A 16,265-nucleotide genomic window follows, 5' to 3' on the forward strand; every position below is an offset into this window, starting at 1 on the left:
CTGCTCAGACCTTCCGGTGAGTGGCTTTCGCGGTGCGGATCGCGTGCAGCAGGATCGAGCAGGCCGTGTCGACGGTCGCCTCGGTGACGTTGAGCGGGGGCATCAGCCGGACCACGGCGTCGTCGCGGCCGCCGACCTCGACGATCAGCCCGCCGTGCAGCGCGGCGCGCTGGACGGCGGTGGCGAGGCCACCCGCGGGGCTGCCGTCCTCGGGGTCGGCGAACTCGATGCCCCAGATCAGGCCGCGCCCGCGCACCTCGGCGACCCACGGCTCGTCCAGCAGCGGCTTGAGGCTGTCCGCGATCTGCTCGCCGCGCCGGACGACGTTGCCGAGGATGTCGTCGCGCCGGACGATGCGCACCGCCTCCACCCCGGCGGCGAAGGCGAGTTGGTTGCCGCGGAACGTCCCGGTGTGGGCGCCGGGGGCCCAGGTGTCGAGCGCGGCGTCGTAGAGGATGAGCGCGACCGGGGTGCCGATGCCGCTGAGCGCCTTCGAGGCGATGACGACGTCCGGCTCGATGCCGTACTCCTCGAACGCGAACCACGTCCCCGTGCGCCCGCAGCCGGTCTGGACCTCGTCGACCACCAGCGGGATGCCCAGCTCCCTGGTCAGCGTGCGGACCCGGCGGGCGAAGTCGACGGTCGCGGGGATGATGCCGCCCTCGCCCTGGATCATCTCCATCACCACGGCGGCAGGGAGCGGCACCCCGCCGTTGCCGTCGGTCAGGGCCCGTTCCAGGTAGGTGACGCAGTTGGTGGCGCAGGCGTCGGGGGTCAGGCCCACGGGGCAGCGGGCGCAGTACGAGTAGGGGAAGAAGTGGACGCCGGGGACGCCGTTGGGCACCGGGCGCTTCTGGGAGACCAGCCCGGTGAGCGCCATCGCCGCGTGGGTGCTGCCGTGGAAGCCGCCCTGGAAGGAGATCACGTCGCCGCGCCCGGTGGCGGTCTTGCACAGCTTGAGGGCCGCGTCGACGGCGTTGGCGCCGGTGGGCCCGCAGAAGTGGATCTTCATCCGGGAGCGCATCGACTCCGGCAGCATGGAGAGCTGGGCCTCGACGAACTCCTCCCGCACGGGGGTGGGGAAGTCCAACCCGTGGGTGAGCACGTCGAGTTGGGCGGTGACGGCGGCGACCAGCTCGGGGTGGTTGTGGCCGAGCGAGAGGACGCCCGCGCCGGCCAGGAAGTCGATGAAGACGTTGCCGTCCACGTCCCGGACCAGGCTGCCGGAGGCCTGCTCGATGGCGATCGGCAGACGCCGGGGGTAGCTGCGGGCGTTGGACTCGTAGCCCGCCTGGCGGGTGAGGAACGCGGCGGATCGCGGGCCCGGCAGGTCGCCGGTCACCTGAGGAGCGGTCAGGGCGTCGAGTCGCTGGATCGGGGTCATGTGAGCCTCCGGGGTGGGGGGCGGACGGAGATCGGTCGGGGCGAGGTCGTGTCTCGCCGACTGCGGGGCCGCGGCGGGGTGAGCCACGGCCGTGACGGGGGACGGGGAGCTGCGGCTGGTCAGCAGCGGCGGCCGGGAATGCCGCGCCAGTTGGTCCGGGGCGGAAGGTGCTCGCCCTTCATCACCAGGGACATCGCGTCCAGGCTGGTGCCCGCTCCGACCTCGGCGTCGTAGAGGACCACGCACCGCGCGCCGATCGAGGCGGCCGGTCCGACGACGACCGTGGACATCTTCATGACCCTGTCCTCGAACAGGTGGGTCTGCAGGGAGGTGAACTCCCCGACGGCCGCGTCGTCGCCGACCTCGACCAGGTCGAACTCGGTGAGGTACGTCGTGTTGAGCCAGACCCGCCGCCCGATCCGGGCCCCGAACAGCCGCATGACCCAGGAGGCCATGGGCGTGCCGGTGAGCCAGTTGAGCAGCGTGGGCACCACGAGGTTCTCGAACAGCCCGGTGATCAGCTCGGTGCGCCGCACCCAGATGCCCCACAGCGGTTCCACCCGCGGGCGGTAGCGGCCGATGACCAGCCACTTGAGGAGCACGACCAGCAGGGTGGAGAGGACCCCGACGCCCAGCAGCAGGGCCGGGCCGAGCAGGAGCAGCAGCAGGGGCGAGGTGGTGCGGCCCAGCTGGATGCCCACGTACAGGGAGCCGAGCGCGGCGACGGCGCCGATGGTCGTGGGGAGGGTGACGCGCAGGTACTCGATGGCCAGCCGGGCGGCGATCAGGCCCGGGCTGGGGTCGAAGGTGTACTTCGGCGGGAAGTTCTGGCTCTCCTCGCGCCGGGGCAGGAAGATCGCCGGTGAGCCGAGCCAGGTCGTCTCCGGGTCGATCGGCTTGCCGGGCGCGATGGAGTGCACGCCGAGGAGGCTGTTGTCGCCCATCCGGCAGCCGCCGGGCAGCAGCGCGCCGTTGCCGACGAAGCTGCGCTCGCCGACCTCGGCCGGGGCCAGGGCGATCCGGCCGCGGTGGAAGACCGCCGGGGCCACCACGCTGACGTCCGCGACGAAGCTGCGCTCGCCGATGATCAGCATGTCCGGGTCGACGAAGCTGACGGTGGCGACCTCGGACCAGCGGCCGGTCCTGGCGCCGAGCAGGCGCAGGAACGGGACGAGGTAGAGCGTGGAGTAGAGCGAGTGGGTGAGCGTCAGGCTGGTGGTCAGGAGGCCGTCGGCGATCCACTTGCGCACCCCGAAGCCGCTGCGCTGGGCGTGGATGCCGGCCCGGGCCCGGGGAAGCACCGCCCGCTTGACCAGGACCACCAGGGTGCAGGTGGTCAGGACGAACAACGGCCCGACCGCCAGGGTGGACAGCAGCGCCCAGCGCGGGCCGTCCGCCCACCACACCCAGCCGATCAGGGCCGAGCCGGTGGCGGCGATCACCAGCGGCACCAGGATGAGCGCCAGGGCGCCGAGGACGAAGCCGGCCAGCACCCGCAGCGGCCAGGGCCGGTCGTCGGGCTGCTCCGCCATGGCCTGGAGCACCGGCGGGGTGGCCTCCTGGGCGCGGGCCGGGGAGCCGGCCCAGTGCTCGCCGGCGGGTACGGCCACGTCGGCGGGAATCAGGGACTGCTCGCCCACCGTGGCGTCCTCGCCGAGCGCGGCGCCGGGCAGCAGGACGCTGTTGGTCCCCACGGAGCTGCCGGTCCCGAGCCGGACGGGCGCCAGCCGGAGCCAGCCGTCCTCGACCGCGAAGGACTGCACCCGCGCCCCGTAGCCCACGCTCACGTGGTCGCCGAGTTCGACGAACCGGGGCAGGCCGAAGGGGGCGGACACGTGGCAGCCGCGCCCGACCTTCGCCCCGAGCAGCCGCAGGAAGGGCGGCAGCAGCGGCGATCCGGCCAGGAGCCCGACGGGCGAGCTGGCCATGACCTTGGTGTAGAGCCAGAAGCGCAGGTAGGTGACGCCCCACAGCGGGTACCGGCCGGGGCGCACCCGGGCCAGCAGGAGTCGGCAGCCGACCACCGGGATCACCAGGACGTCCAGCAGCAGCCAGCCGATCTCCAGCGGGACGAACTCCCCGTAGTCCAGGTGCGCGAGGAACCCGAGGGGGCCGCCGGTGCCCACGCCGGGCGTCGGCTGGTTCCAGGAGACCAGCAGCCGGTACAGCAGAACCAGGGCGGGCGCCCCGAAGACCAGCAACCAGCTGTACAGGAGCGCGAGTTGGGCCGCCCCGCAGGCCGCGACCCGGAGGGTGGAGTGGCGGAGCGGGGCCGGCCCGTCGACCCGGTCCGGCGAGGACTGCGCGGTCTCGGGCGCGGCGTCGTCGATGAACTCGGCCAGGGCGCGCACGGTGGGGTGCGCGTAGAGGTCCGCCATGGCCAGGTGGGCCAGTTCGGGCAGCAGGCGCAGCCTGGACATCAGCCGGGCCGCCGCCATCGAGTGGCCGCCCAGGTCGAGGAAGAAGTCGTCCTCGACGGAGAGCCGCCCGACCCCGAGGACCTCCTGCCACACCGTGGCGAGCCGGCGCTGGGTGTCGGTGGCGGGGGCCGCGTGCGGCTGGGCGCGCTTGGCCAGCGGGGAGGAGGTGGGGGCGGGCAGCGCGGCGCGGTTGACCTTGTCCGCGGCCAGCAGGGGGAACTGCTCCAGCACCTCGACGAACGAGGGGATCATGTACGCGGGCAGCCGGCCGCGCAGGGTGGCGTGCAGGCGCTCGCGCAGTGCGTCGTCGTCCCTCGTCCGGGGGTCGGTCAGCGTGACGTACCCGACCAGGTCCTGGACGACGCCGTCGTGCTCGCGGGGGACGACCACGGCGTTCTCCACCGCCGCGTCCTCGCGGATGACCTCCTCGATCTCCGCCAGCTCGATCCGGTAGCCGCGGATCTTGACCTGGGTGTCGATCCGGCCCAGGAACTCGATCTCGCCGGTCGGGGTCAGCCGCCCGAGGTCCCCGGTGCGGTAGATCCGCGGGTACTCCTCCCGGTCGCGGGCCACCGGGTTGACGACGAACTTCTCCGCGGTCAGCTCGGGCCGGTTGAGGTAGCCGATCGCCACACCGGGCCCGCCGATGCAGATCTCGCCGCTCTCGCCCTCCGGCACCGGGCGCAGCTCCTCGTCGAGGATGTAGACCCGGTAGCTGGGCAGCGGCCTGCCGATGGTGACGGGCCGGCGGGGCGAGAGCTCGCCCCAGGTCGCGCTGACCGTGGACTCGGTCGGGCCGTAGACGTTCAGGAAGCGGCGGCCGGGCCGGGACCAGCGCTTGACCAGGTCGGGCGGGCAGGCCTCGCCGCTGACGAGCAGGCTGCGCAGCGTGGAGACCTCGGCCTCGATGGTGGTGAGCAGGGTCGGCACGCAGCAGAGCACGGTGATCGCCTGCTCGACGAGGAAGGCGCCCAGCCCCTCGCCGATGCGCCGCTCGTTGGTCGGCCCGGCCACCAGGGTGGCGCCCACGACCCAGGCCGGCCAGATCTCCTCGACCGAGAAGTCGAAGGCGAGGGACAGGCCCTGGTAGACCCGGTCCTCCTCGCGGACCTGGTAGATCGGTGCCACGGCCTGGAGGAAGTTGACGATGCTGGCCTGGGAGACGGCCACGCCCTTGGGCCTGCCGGTGGTGCCCGAGGTGTAGATGACGTAGCAGACCGAGCCGGGGTCGATCGCGGTGTCCGGGCGCTCCCCGGACTGCCCGGCCACCTCGGCTGCAAGCTCGTCCAACTCCAGCACCTGGCAGGGCAGTTCATGAGTCCTGTGCCGCATGGCGGAGGTGCTCAGCAGGGCGCACAGCCCGGCGTCGGAGGCGATGAACCCGACCCGGTCGGCCGGGTACGACGGGTCCAGCGGCACATAGGCCGCGCCGGACTTCAGAACCGCGAGCAGGGCGACGTAACTGTCCGGGGAGCGCTCCAGCAGGATTCCCACGCTCTGCCCCGGACCGGCGCCGCGCTGCCGCAGCAGGCGGGCGAGACGGTTGGCCCGTCGGTCCAGCTCGGCGTAGGTGAGGCGTACGGCTCCGCAGTCGACGGCGGTGTTTCCCGGAACGCGGTCACAGGTCCGTTCGAAGAATTGGGCCAGCCCCTGGACCAGGGGCAGGTCCCACTGCTCCGAATCCTCCGGGGCACTCGAAGCACTGTTTGTCGTGCGTAATTGCGATGACGATTCCGATCTCGGCATGATCCCTCGCATTCACAGGAGAACGAGAGCGACTGCAGCAGCGTCCGAATTCATCCGGCTGCCGAATTGAGCAGATATCTGGGAAGTGTTGACGATTTCTTTGCCGACGGGCGTCGCGGATCCCGTACGGCGTCCCGGAGCACCGGTGGTCCTCGCAGGTCAGCCATGATCTTGGCCAAACCGAACCGGTGCCGGGCGTTCGACACTCCCCCACCCGTCGAACTGCTCGTTCCGCCTGCAGTCACAGCGCCTTAACAGTTGATTCACATCATTGCCCGGACAACCGGCAACCAGCCGATCGGCCGACGTACGGCGGACGCCCCGAGCCGTCATGGTCAGGTCATCCAGCGCATCGGACACTATGCCGCTCCCCTTAAGCGCCGCAAGGCTACAGGGCTTGTTTAGAGTTTTCTCATTCAACGCACATCAACGCGTCGCAAGATCTTCCGACCACTCCGGCGCAATTCCGTCGCACCGTTCGCCTCAAATCGATTCCGGGATTCGAGGGAAAAGCCCAGGTGAGGCATGTCCTTGTCAACTTTGGTCAAGTGCGACCGTCCTCCGGGGGCGCGAGCACCCTCACGCCGCACTGCGCCCGCGCACCCCGGGGGGCACCTCCGTACTTAGCTGACCCTCACTCACATCCCGGACTTCACAGGTGAGTTGACCGCCGCTACGAGGCCGCGCGCAGGAGCGCGCCGTCCTGCCACTTGAGGATCTTGTCGAAGCTCACGATGGCCCCGCGCAGGGGGTGGTTGCGGAGCTGGACGTGGTCGGTGAGGGCGTGGATGAGGAAGAGGCCCCGGCCCGACTCGGCGGTGAGGTCGGGGAGGGTGTCGAGGTCGACCGGGCGCAGCGTGGGGGCGGCGGGGCGGTGCGGCAGGACGTGGGTGTCGTACGGGTGGCCCTCGCGCCGGGGGCGGTGCGCGGTGAGGACGCGGGCGGGGACGCTGGCGCGGCCACGGCGGGGGCGGGGGTGCGGGGCCGGGCGGACCGGGGCCGCCTCGGGGACGGCGGGGCGCCGGACGCGGGGGGCGGCCGGGGCGGCGGGCAGGCCCGGTCCTGAGTCGGTGACCTCGATGCGCAGCCGGTCGCCGCAGATGGAGGCGGTGACCTGGAACCCGCCGTCGGGCCGGCCGCAGGCGCCGTGCTCGACGGCGTTGGCGCAGGCCTCGCTGAGGGCGACCCCGAGGTCGTGGGCGATCTGCGGGTCGACGCCCGCCGTCGCCATGGCACCGAGCAGGATGCGACGGGCCAGCGGAACGCTGGCCGGGTCGCGCTTGAGGTGCAGAGTCCACCAGATGTCCACGGGAGGTCCCTCCTGGCTGCGGCTCCACATACAACTAGGTATCTCCGGGCGATTCCGCGGTGAACCGTGCCGCCGGGGCGCTACCGCTCGTTCGGCGGATGGACTCGGGCCGGGGTCTGTGCCGAGCGGCGCACACCGGGACCCTCGCGCCGCCGCCGAACGGGGCATTCGTAGGGATTTCCCACCCTGCCCGTGTCGGCGAGGTAGGCGATGAGATGATGTCCCGGCCATGAACGCCCACCCCGCCGCCCCGCTCCCGGGCGCCTCCGCCCCGGCTCGGCCGGTGGGGGCCGCCGCCTGGGACCTGCGGGTTGCCCGGGCCCTCCCCTTCGCCCTGGTCTGCACGCTGATAGCGGCGGCCGGGCACGCGCTGGCCGGCGGCGGGAACCCCCCGCTGCTCGCCCTCGCGACGGGCTTCGCCGCGGTGCTGGTGTGCGCGGTGGCGCTGGGCGGACGGGAGCGTTCACTGGCGGGCATCGCCGGGGCGCTGGGCGCCGGCCAGCTGGGGCTGCACTGCCTCTTCCACGGCTTCGGCGCGACCACGATGGCGGGCATGCACCACGGCGGCGGGCACGCGATGGGCGTCCCCGAGGTGGCCACCAGGCTGATCTGCAACGAGGCCCGGCCGGGCACGCTGGCGGGTCTGCCGGGCGGTCCGTCCGCCGAGCAGCTGGTCTCCTCGGCGGGGCTGGACCCGCACGCCTTCGGCTCCGCGCCGTGGTGGCAGGGCGGGCTGCTCGGGATGACGCCCTCGATGCTGGCGGGCCACCTGGCGGCCGCGCTGGTGGCGGGCTGGTGGCTGCGGCGCGGCGAGGCCGCGCTGTGGCGGCTGCTGCGGGTGGCCGCCTCGGCGGCCCGGGAGCACTGGGCGGCGCCGCTGCGCTCGGCCCTGCTGCTGGCGGCCGCGCTGCTGCGCGGGCTGGTGGGAACGGCGGGCCCGCGGCGCGGGTTCGGGCGCGGGAGCGGCGAGCGGCCGCTGCCCGTGGGTGCGGTGCTGCGGCACTGCGTGGTGCGGCGGGGGCCGCCGCGCGGGGCGTTCGCGCACTGACCCGGCGTTCCCCCCAGGCTCGACGGCCCTGACCGTACGGCCTTCCCGGGGTACGGGTGTGCGCGGTGACCTGGCCTTCCTTCGATCACGAACGATGGCCCGCGGCTCCACCCCCACACGTCCTCCCTCCGATCGGAGACCCCGCATCATGCGTACCCTTCCTGCCCGTCGTCTCGCCGCCGTCGCCCTGACCGCCGCCGCCTCCGTGGTGGCGCTGGCCGGCCCCGCGTTCGCGCACGTCACCGTGAACCCCGGCTCGGCCGCCCAGGGCGGCTACACGGCCGTCGACTTCCGAGTGCCGAACGAGAGCGACACCGCGAGCACGGTGAAGCTGGAGGTCAACCTGCCGCTGGACCACCCGCTGGCCTCCGTCCGCACCCTGCCGATGCCGGGCTGGACCGCCGCCGTCGAGAAGGCCAAGCTCGACAAGCCGATCAAGGTGCACGGCAGCGACGTCACCGAGGCCGTCGCCAAGATCACCTGGACCGCCGACGCCGGCGTCAAGGTCGCCCCCGGTCAGTTCCAGGAGTTCCGCGTCTCCCTCGGCCCGCTGCCGACCGACGCCGACAGCATGGCCTTCAAGGCCCTGCAGACCTACGACAACGGCGACGTCGTCCGCTGGATCGACGAGTCCAAGGACGGTCAGCCCGAGCCGGCCCACCCGGCGCCCGTCCTGAAGCTCACCAAGGCCACCGCCGGCGACGCCCACGGCGCCACCGCCACCGCCTCCCCGGCCGCCGGCGCCCACGGCGACAGCTCGGACCACGCCGCCGCCTCGGACGGCGACAAGACCTCCAGCGACTCCACCGCCCGCACCCTGGGCGTCGTCGGCATCGTCGTCGGCGTGATCGGCACCGCCGTCGGCATCGCGGGCCTGCGCCGCAAGAGCGGCTCCGCCTCCTGATCCAAGCGCCGGCGGGGCCGTACCCCCGGTACGGCCCCGCCGGCGGTCCAGCGCGCACGATCGGAACCCCTGATGCCCCGCACCTCCCGCACCACCCGCCTCGCCGGCGCCGCCGCCCTCGCGCTCGCCGCCGCCCTCACCCTGTCCGCCTGCGGCTCCAACGGCGGCGGCGACACCGCCGCCAAGGTCGTCCAGCAGAAGGACAACACGCCCTACCAGGGCACCAAGCTCGCCAAGAACTTCGAGAAGCCCGACCTCCAGCTGACCGACACCTCCGGCCAGCCCTTCGACCTGCGCCGGCAGACCAACGGGCACACCACCCTGCTCTTCTTCGGCTACACCAGCTGCCCGGACGTCTGCCCCACCACCATGGGCGACATCGGCGTGGCGATGAAGTCGCTCCCCGAGGAGGACCGCAAGAAGGTCGACGTCGTCTTCGTCTCCACCGACCCGCAGCGCGACACCCCCAAGGTGCTGCGCACCTGGCTGGACTCGATGGGCAAGGACTTCATAGGCCTCACCGGGGACCTGGCGAAGGTGAAGACGGCCGCCAAGTCGCTGGGCATCATGATCGAGGACCCGGTGGTCAACGCGGACGGCACCGTCACCTCCACCCACGGCGCGCAGGTGCTGGCCTTCCTCCCCTCGGACGACAAGGCGCACGTGCTCTACATGAGCGGCACCGACGTGGCCACCTACACCCACGACCTGCCGCTGCTCGCCAAGGGGGTGGCCGCGTGACCGGCACCGCCCGGCGCTTCCGCCGCTCCGCGCTGACCGGCGCGGCGCTCGCCACCGCCCTCGGCGCCGGCGCGATCCTCGCCGCCTGCGGCTCGGGCAGCCAGGCCGACGCGAAGGCCGGGGACGGGCCGGCGCGGATCAGCGTCGCCGACCAGTACATCCCCCTGCCCCCGGCGGGCGGGATGGCCGCCGGGTACCTGACCGTCCGCAACGACGGCGGCCAGGACCAGCTGGTCAAGGTGAGCAGCCCGGGCGCGGAGTCGATCACCATGCACCGCTCGACGCCGTCGAGCATGGAGCAGGTCGAGAGCCTGGACGTGCCCGCGCACGGCGCGCTGCAGCTCGCCCGCGGCGGCAACCACCTGATGATCATGGGATGGCAGAAGGCCCCGGCCCTCGGCGACGAGGTGGAGCTGGACCTGACGTTCGCCAAGTCCGGCACCGTCGCGGTCAAGGTGCCGGTGAAGGAACTCACCTACCGCCCCGGCCAGAACTAGAGGACCCGCCAGCATGGAAACGGCCTCCCCCCGCCGGATCGTCCACCGCCGCGTCACCGGGCTCATCGGGGTGCTCGGCGCGCTGCTCGCCCTGATGCTCGCCGCCGCGGGCCCGGCCTCCGCGCACGCCACCCTGGACTCCACCGACCCGCAGCAGAACTCGGTGGTCGCCACGGCTCCGCAGACGGTCACCCTGACCTTCAGCGAGGAGGTGTCGCTCTCCGGCGACTCCGTCCGGGTCCTCGACCCGGCCGGCAAGGCCGTGGACGCCGGGAACCCCGCGCACGCGGACGGCAAGGGCAACACCGCCCGCGTCTCCCTCGACGCGGGCCTCGCCAACGGCACGTACACCGTGGCCTGGCGGGCCGTCTCCGCGGACTCGCACCCGGTGGGCGGGGCCTTCACCTTCTCCATCGGCGCCCCCTCGGACACCTCCGTCTCCACCTCCGCCCTCCAGGGCGCGAAGGCGGACGGGCTGGTCGCCGCCCTCTACGGCACCGGGCGCACCGTCGCGTACGCGGCGTTCGCGCTGCTCGTCGGCGCGGCCGCGTTCGCGCTGGTCTGCTGGCCGGGCGGGACGGCGCGGCGCTCCCTGCAGCGGCTGCTGATGACGGGGTGGACGGCACTGCTGGTCTCCACCGTCGCGGTGCTGATGCTGCGCGGCCCGTACGAGCGCGGCTCCGGGGTCGGGCAGGCCTTCGACCTGTCGCTGGTGCGCGCCACGCTGGACGAGCGGATCGGCACGGCGCTGGCCGCGCGGCTGCTGCTGCTCGCCGCGAGCGGGGTGTTCCTGTCGCTGCTGGTCGGGCAGCTGGGGCAGCCGGTGCGGTCGGCCGCCACCGCGCAGGGGGAGCCGGAGGACGCCGAGGAGGCGGAGCTGCGGGAGCTGGAGCGGCGGGCCGCCGAGCGGCCGCAGCGGGAGACCAGGCTGGGCCTGGGCGTGGCCGGGCTGGTGCTGGCCGTCGCCCTCTCGGCGACCTGGGTCGGCGCCGACCACGCCTCCGTCGGCATCCAGGTCTGGCTGGCGCTGCCGCTCGGCATGCTGCACCTGATCGCGATGGCCCTGTGGCTGGGCGGGCTGGCCGCGCTGCTGGTGGCGCTGCGCGAGGGCGTCGGCGCCGAGGTGGTGGACCGGTTCTCGAAGATCGCGTTCGGCTGCGTGGCCGTGCTGGTCGCCACCGGCCTCTACCAGTCCTGGCGCGGCCTCGGCAGCTGGAGCGCGCTCAACGGCACCGAGTACGGGCGGCTGCTGCTGGTGAAGACCGGCTGCGTGCTGGTGATGCTCGGCGTCGCCTGGATCTCCCGCACCTGGCTGGCCCGGCTGCGCTCGGCCCCGGCCGAGGCGGCGGAGGTCGAGAAGGCGGAGCTGCCCGAACCCGTCGCCGTCGCGGCGGCGGGCGAGGACCCGGCCCGGCAGGCGCAGCTGGAGCGCCAGCGGGCCGCACGGGAGAGCGCGGGCCGCGAGCGCGGGCTCACCCCGACGCGGGCGGGGCTGCGCCGCTCGGTGCTGGTGGAGGCGCTGGTCGCGGTGGCGGTGCTCGTCGTCACCACGATGCTCACCAACTCCCCGCCCGGGCGGGTCGCGGGCGAGATCAAGGCGGCCGGGGCCACGGCTCCCGCCGGTGGCGCCGCCGGGGCCGCCCCGCAGACCGAGCCGGGGCGCACGGTGGAGCTGAAGCTCCCGTACGACACCAAGGGCCGCACGCCCAACGCCAAGGGCACCGCGACCGTCACCCTCAACCCGGCCAGGACCGGCCCCAACGAGGTGAAGCTGGCGCTCGACGGCGTGGACGGCAAGCCCGTCGAGGTGCCCGAGATCCAACTGGCCTTCACCCTGCCGGACCGCGACCTCGGCCCGCTGCCCGTCGCGCTCACCCCCGAGGGCCCGGGCCGCTGGAGCGGCACCACGCAGCTGCCGCTGGCCGGGACGTGGGTGGTGTCGGCGCAGATCCGCTCCTCCGACATCGACCAGACCACCCCGACCCAGCAGTTCAGGATCGGGTGACGGCCGTGGAGACCTCCACCGATTCCCCAGAGTTCACCGATCACGGGTTCACCCGGCGGGCGCTGCTGGGCACCGCCGGGGCCGGGCTGCTCGCCGGGGCCGGGGCGGGCGTGGCCGGGGCCGTCGCCCTGGACCGGCCGGCCGCCACCGGCGCAGCCCCCGCCGCCGGAGCGCTCGGGGCCGCCCGGGTGCCGTTCCACGGGGAACATCAGGCGGGCGTCCTCGATCCGCAGCAGGCCCGGGTGCAACTGGCCGCCTTCGACCTGGCCCAGGGCGTCGGACGGGACGGGCTGCGCAGCCTGCTCCAGCGCTGGTCCAGGGCCGCGGAGAGGCTGACCGCCGGGGAGCCGGCCGAGGAGGTGGACGACCAGGTCGCGCTGGACGCGGGGCCCTGCTCGCTCACCGTCACCGTCGGCGTGGGCGCCACCCTCTTCGACAAGGCCGGGCTGGCCGACCGCCGCCCGGCCGCCCTCGAACCGCTGCCCGCCTTCCCCGGCGACGCCCTCAACCCGGCGCGCGGCGACGGCGACCTGTTCGTCCAGATCGGCGCCGACGACGCGCTGGTCGCGGTGCACGCCCTGCGGGTGCTCCAGCGGCTGGCGGCCGGGACGGCGGCGCTGCGCTGGCAGTCGGCCGGCTTCGCCCGGACGCCCGGCGCCGCCGCGAAGGCCGTCACCGGGCGCAACCTGATGGGCCAGATCGACGGCACCAACAACCCCAAGCCCTCCGAGGACGGCTTCGCCGCCAAGGTGTTCTGCTCCCCCGGCGGGGACCAGCCGGCCTGGATGGCGGGCGGCTCGTACCTGGTGTTCCGCCGCATCCGGATGCTGCTGGACCACTGGGAGGCGCTGCCCGTCGACCGGCAGGAGCGGGTGGTCGGGCGGCGAAAGTCGGACGGGGCCCCGCTGGGCGCGCCCGCCGGGGCCGGGGAGCACACCCCGGTGGACCTCGCCGCGCGGGGGCAGGACGACGCGCTGGCCGTCCCGGCCGACGCGCACATCCGGGTCGCCGCGCCCTCGGCGAACGGCGGGGCGGCGATGCTGCGGCGCGGGTTCTCGTACCACGACGGCCTGTCGGCGGACGGGAGCCCGGACGCGGGGCTGCTCTTCCTCGCCTTCCAGGCCGATCCGCGCCGGGGCTTCACCCCGGTCCAGCGCAAGCTCGCCCGGGGCGACGGGCTGTCGCGCTTCCTGCGGCACGAGGCGAGCGGGCTGTACGCGGTGCTGCCGGGGGTGCCGGCGGGCGGGTTCCTGGGGCAGCAGCTGACGGATGGCTGAGCTCCGCCTCCCCTGAGCGTCCCGCCCTCCGGAACCGGTCCGTTCCACGGGGCGGGAATCGCTAGGGTGGCGGTGTGGGCGGGGGCCGATCGGCGCCGCAGCCACCCCGTTCCCGTCCCCTCGCACCGATCCCCTCGTACCGATCCGCTCGTACCGATCCCCGGAGGCGTCATGTCGGCCACGCGCTACACCTACCTCGGCCCGGCCGGCACCTTCACCGAGGCGGCGCTGCACACCCTGCCCGAGGCGGCGACCCGGGAGCTGGTCCCGCTGTCCTCCGTGGCGCTGACCCTGGAGGCGGTGCGGGTCGGGGAGGCCTCCGGGGCGTTCGTGCCGATCGAGAACTCCGTCGAGGGCGCCGTCACCGCGACCAACGACGAGCTCGCCTCCGGCGCGCCGCTGATGATCTACCGCGAGGTGCTGCTGCCGATCACCTTCGCGCTGCTGGTGCGGCCGGGCACCGCGCTGTCCGACATCAAGACGGTGACCAGCCACCCCGTCGCCCAGCCGCAGGTGCGGCGCTGGCTGGCCGCCAACCTGCCGGACGCCGTCTGGGAGTCGGCCGCCTCCAACGCGGACGGCGCGCGGCTGGTCGCGGAGGGCCGCTACGACGGGGCGTTCGCGGGCGAGTTCGCGGCGCCGATCTACGGGCTGGACCCGCTGGTCAAGGAGATCGCCGACGCCAAGACGGCCACCACCCGGTTCGTCCTGGTCGGCCGGCCCGGGCGGATCTCCTCGCCGACCGGCGCGGACAAGACCTCGCTGGTGGCCTGGCTGCCGGACGACCACCCCGGTGCACTGCTGGAGCTGCTCCAGGAGTTCGCGGTGCGCGGGGTCAACCTCATGCGGATCGAGTCCCGGCCGACCGGCGAGGGCCTGGGCAGCTACTGCTTCCTCATCGACTGCGAGGGCCACCTGTCCGACCGGCGGGTGGGCGAGGCGATGATGGGCCTCAAGCGGATCTGCCCGCAGGTGCGCTACCTGGGCTCCTATCCGCGCGCGGACAAGCAGGTCTCGACCCTGCGGAGGCCGGGCACCTCGGACGAGGATTTCGTCGAGGCCTCGGACTGGCTCTCGCGCTGCCTGGACGGGCGCGCGGACGCCTGACGTCTTTCTGTTCTTTTCCAGATGTTTTCGACCGGTTCCGATCGCGACGATCGGGCCGGGTCGGGCGGCTCCACCGCGGCCCCGCCGGCCGCTCCACCGTCGTCCACAGGGCCCCGCCCGGGCGGGGCCCGCTGTCCACAGGCCCCGTGGCTGTCCACAGCTCCGAGTTATCCACAGACCTGGGGACGAGTCGACAAACCGGTATAGCCATTGCCCAGACCCGGTCGGACCATCGGTTTGCGTCGCAGAGATGACTAATCGGACCAGAGTCACCCGGTTGCCTGCAAATCACCCGTGTGAGTGCTTCTCCACTCTTCAATTCCCTCGCCCGAGTGGGTCGATTGAGGTTTGAAACCTCAATTCACCGGTTCCGAATCCCGGGGGACGGCCGCGCCCGTTTCTCCACAGGCTCACGCCGGAACCTGTGGATAACTCGACCCGGGGCGGCTCCCCACAGGAGTTATCCACAGGACGGGCGGAGTTATCCCCAGGGGAAATCCGGTACCGGTGGGGAGGACTCCGCCCGGTACGCTAGGGCCTGTGATTGACCTTCGCCTGCTCCGTGAGGACCCTGACCGAGTGCGCGCCTCGCAGCGCGTCCGTGGCGAGGACGTCGACATCGTCGACGCCCTCCTCTCCGCCGACGAGCGGCGCCGGTCCTCGGGCAGTCGCTTCGACGAACTGCGCAACGAGCAGCGGGTGCTCGGCAAGCAGGTCGCCCAGGCCAAGGGCGACGAGAAGGCGGCCCTGCTCCAGCGCACCAAGGACCTCGCCGCCGAGGTCAAGGCCGCCGACGCCGAACAGGGCGCGGCCAAGGAGGAGGCCGACCGCCTCCTGCGCTCCCTGGCGAACCTCATCGACCCGGCCGCCCCGGTCGGCGGCGAGGAGGACTTCGTCACGCTGGAGGAGATCGGCACCCCGCGCGACTTCGCCGCCGAGGGCTTCGAGCCCCGCGACCACGTCGAGCTGGGCCAGATCCTCGGCGCGATCGACACCGAGCGCGGCGCCAAGGTCGCCGGCGCCCGTTCGTACTACCTGACCGGTGTCGGCGCGCTGCTGGAGCTCGCCCTGGTCAACATGGCCATCGCCCAGGCCACCGCGGCCGGATTCATCCCGATGATCACCCCGACCCTGGTCCGCCCCGCGGCCATGGACGGCACCGGGTTCCTCGGCCAGGCCGCCGAGAACGTGTACCACCTCGCCGAGGACGACCGGTACCTCGTCGGCACCAGCGAGGTGCCGCTGGCGGCGTACCACATGGACGAGATCCTCGACGCGGACAAGCTGCCGCTGCGCTACGCCGGGTACTCCTCCTGCTTCCGCCGCGAGGCCGGCACCTACGGCAAGGACACCCGCGGCATCATCCGCGTCCACCAGTTCGAGAAGGTGGAGATGTTCGTCTACACCACGCCGGAGGAGGCGGAGAACGAGCACCGCCGCCTGCTCCAGTGGGAGAAGGACTTCCTCAACGCCCTCGAGCTGCCCTACCGCGTGATCGACGTCGCCTCCGGCGACCTCGGCGCCTCGGCCGCCCGCAAGTTCGACATCGAGGCGTGGATCCCCACCCAGGGCAAGTACCGCGAGGTCACCTCGACCTCCAACACCACCGAGTACCAGGCCCGCCGGCTCTCCATCCGGATGCGCGAGGAGGGCAGGACCCGCCCGCTCGCGACCCTGAACGGCACGCTGGTCGCCGTCCCGCGCACCATCGTGGCGATCCTGGAGAACCACCAGCAGGCCGACGGCTCCGTCGTCGTGCCGGAGGCGCTGCGGCCGTTCCTCGGCGGGCGGACCGTCCTGGAGCCGGTCAAGTAACCGGCGCCCCGC

At 73.3% G+C, this 16,265-nt stretch carries 11 protein-coding genes; 8 read left to right on the forward strand and 3 right to left on the reverse strand.

What is annotated here, in order from left to right; all coding sequences use genetic code 11:
• Positions 1–4: 4 nt before the first annotated feature.
• From ACIRRS_RS16380 to ACIRRS_RS16390, 3 genes are all read right to left on the reverse strand, one after another.
• A complete protein-coding gene (locus ACIRRS_RS16380; protein ID WP_402970783.1) occupies positions 5–1,384 on the reverse strand; it encodes a diaminobutyrate--2-oxoglutarate transaminase family protein in 1,380 nt (459 codons plus the stop codon).
• Between the two features lie 119 nt (positions 1,385–1,503).
• The gene (locus ACIRRS_RS16385) at positions 1,504–5,469 is read right to left on the reverse strand and encodes a Pls/PosA family non-ribosomal peptide synthetase (RefSeq protein WP_402971064.1); all 3,966 of its coding nucleotides are present in this window, start codon (positions 5,467–5,469) and stop codon (positions 1,504–1,506) included.
• A gap of 754 nt (positions 5,470–6,223) precedes the next feature.
• Positions 6,224–6,859 carry an ATP-binding protein gene (locus ACIRRS_RS16390; protein ID WP_402970786.1) on the reverse strand — a complete coding sequence of 212 codons (636 nt, stop codon included), beginning with the start codon at positions 6,857–6,859 and terminating at the stop codon, positions 6,224–6,226.
• Positions 6,860–7,088: 229 nt separating this feature from the next.
• On the opposite strand from ACIRRS_RS16390, the gene ACIRRS_RS16395 reads away from it, so the two are divergent.
• The 8 genes from ACIRRS_RS16395 (at position 7,089) to serS (ending at position 16,253) form a co-directional block, all read left to right on the forward strand.
• Complete coding sequence (locus ACIRRS_RS16395) at positions 7,089–7,907, forward strand: hypothetical protein (protein ID WP_402970789.1); 819 nt, start codon at positions 7,089–7,091, stop codon at positions 7,905–7,907.
• A 148-nt stretch (positions 7,908–8,055) separates the two neighbouring features.
• On the forward strand, positions 8,056–8,811 hold the full coding sequence (locus ACIRRS_RS16400; protein WP_402970791.1) for a YcnI family protein: 756 nt from the start codon (positions 8,056–8,058) through the stop codon (positions 8,809–8,811).
• A 72-nt stretch (positions 8,812–8,883) separates the two neighbouring features.
• Positions 8,884–9,552, forward strand: coding sequence for an SCO family protein (locus tag ACIRRS_RS16405; RefSeq protein WP_402970793.1), 669 nt, complete (start codon positions 8,884–8,886; stop codon positions 9,550–9,552).
• Complete coding sequence (locus ACIRRS_RS16410; protein WP_402970796.1) at positions 9,549–10,049, forward strand: copper chaperone PCu(A)C; 501 nt, start codon at positions 9,549–9,551, stop codon at positions 10,047–10,049. Before ACIRRS_RS16405 ends, ACIRRS_RS16410 begins: the two co-directional genes overlap by 4 nt.
• A 13-nt stretch (positions 10,050–10,062) precedes the next feature.
• Positions 10,063–12,054 (forward strand): copper resistance protein CopC, encoded by a 1,992-nt coding sequence (locus ACIRRS_RS16415; RefSeq protein ID WP_402970799.1) that lies wholly within the window; start codon positions 10,063–10,065, stop codon positions 12,052–12,054.
• A 5-nt stretch (positions 12,055–12,059) separates the two neighbouring features.
• Positions 12,060–13,331 (forward strand): iron uptake transporter deferrochelatase/peroxidase subunit, encoded by a 1,272-nt coding sequence (efeB, locus tag ACIRRS_RS16420; protein WP_402970802.1) that lies wholly within the window; start codon positions 12,060–12,062, stop codon positions 13,329–13,331.
• A gap of 171 nt (positions 13,332–13,502) precedes the next feature.
• Complete coding sequence (gene pheA, locus ACIRRS_RS16425) at positions 13,503–14,438, forward strand: prephenate dehydratase (RefSeq protein WP_402970805.1); 936 nt, start codon at positions 13,503–13,505, stop codon at positions 14,436–14,438.
• A 540-nt stretch (positions 14,439–14,978) separates the two neighbouring features.
• Positions 14,979–16,253: a serine--tRNA ligase gene (serS, locus tag ACIRRS_RS16430; RefSeq protein ID WP_402970808.1), complete on the forward strand. Its 1,275-nt coding sequence runs from the start codon at positions 14,979–14,981 to the stop codon at positions 16,251–16,253.
• Positions 16,254–16,265: the final 12 nt, after the last annotated feature.

The organism is Kitasatospora sp. NPDC101183, from assembly GCF_044767945.1.
GTDB lineage: Bacteria > Actinomycetota > Actinomycetes > Streptomycetales > Streptomycetaceae > Kitasatospora.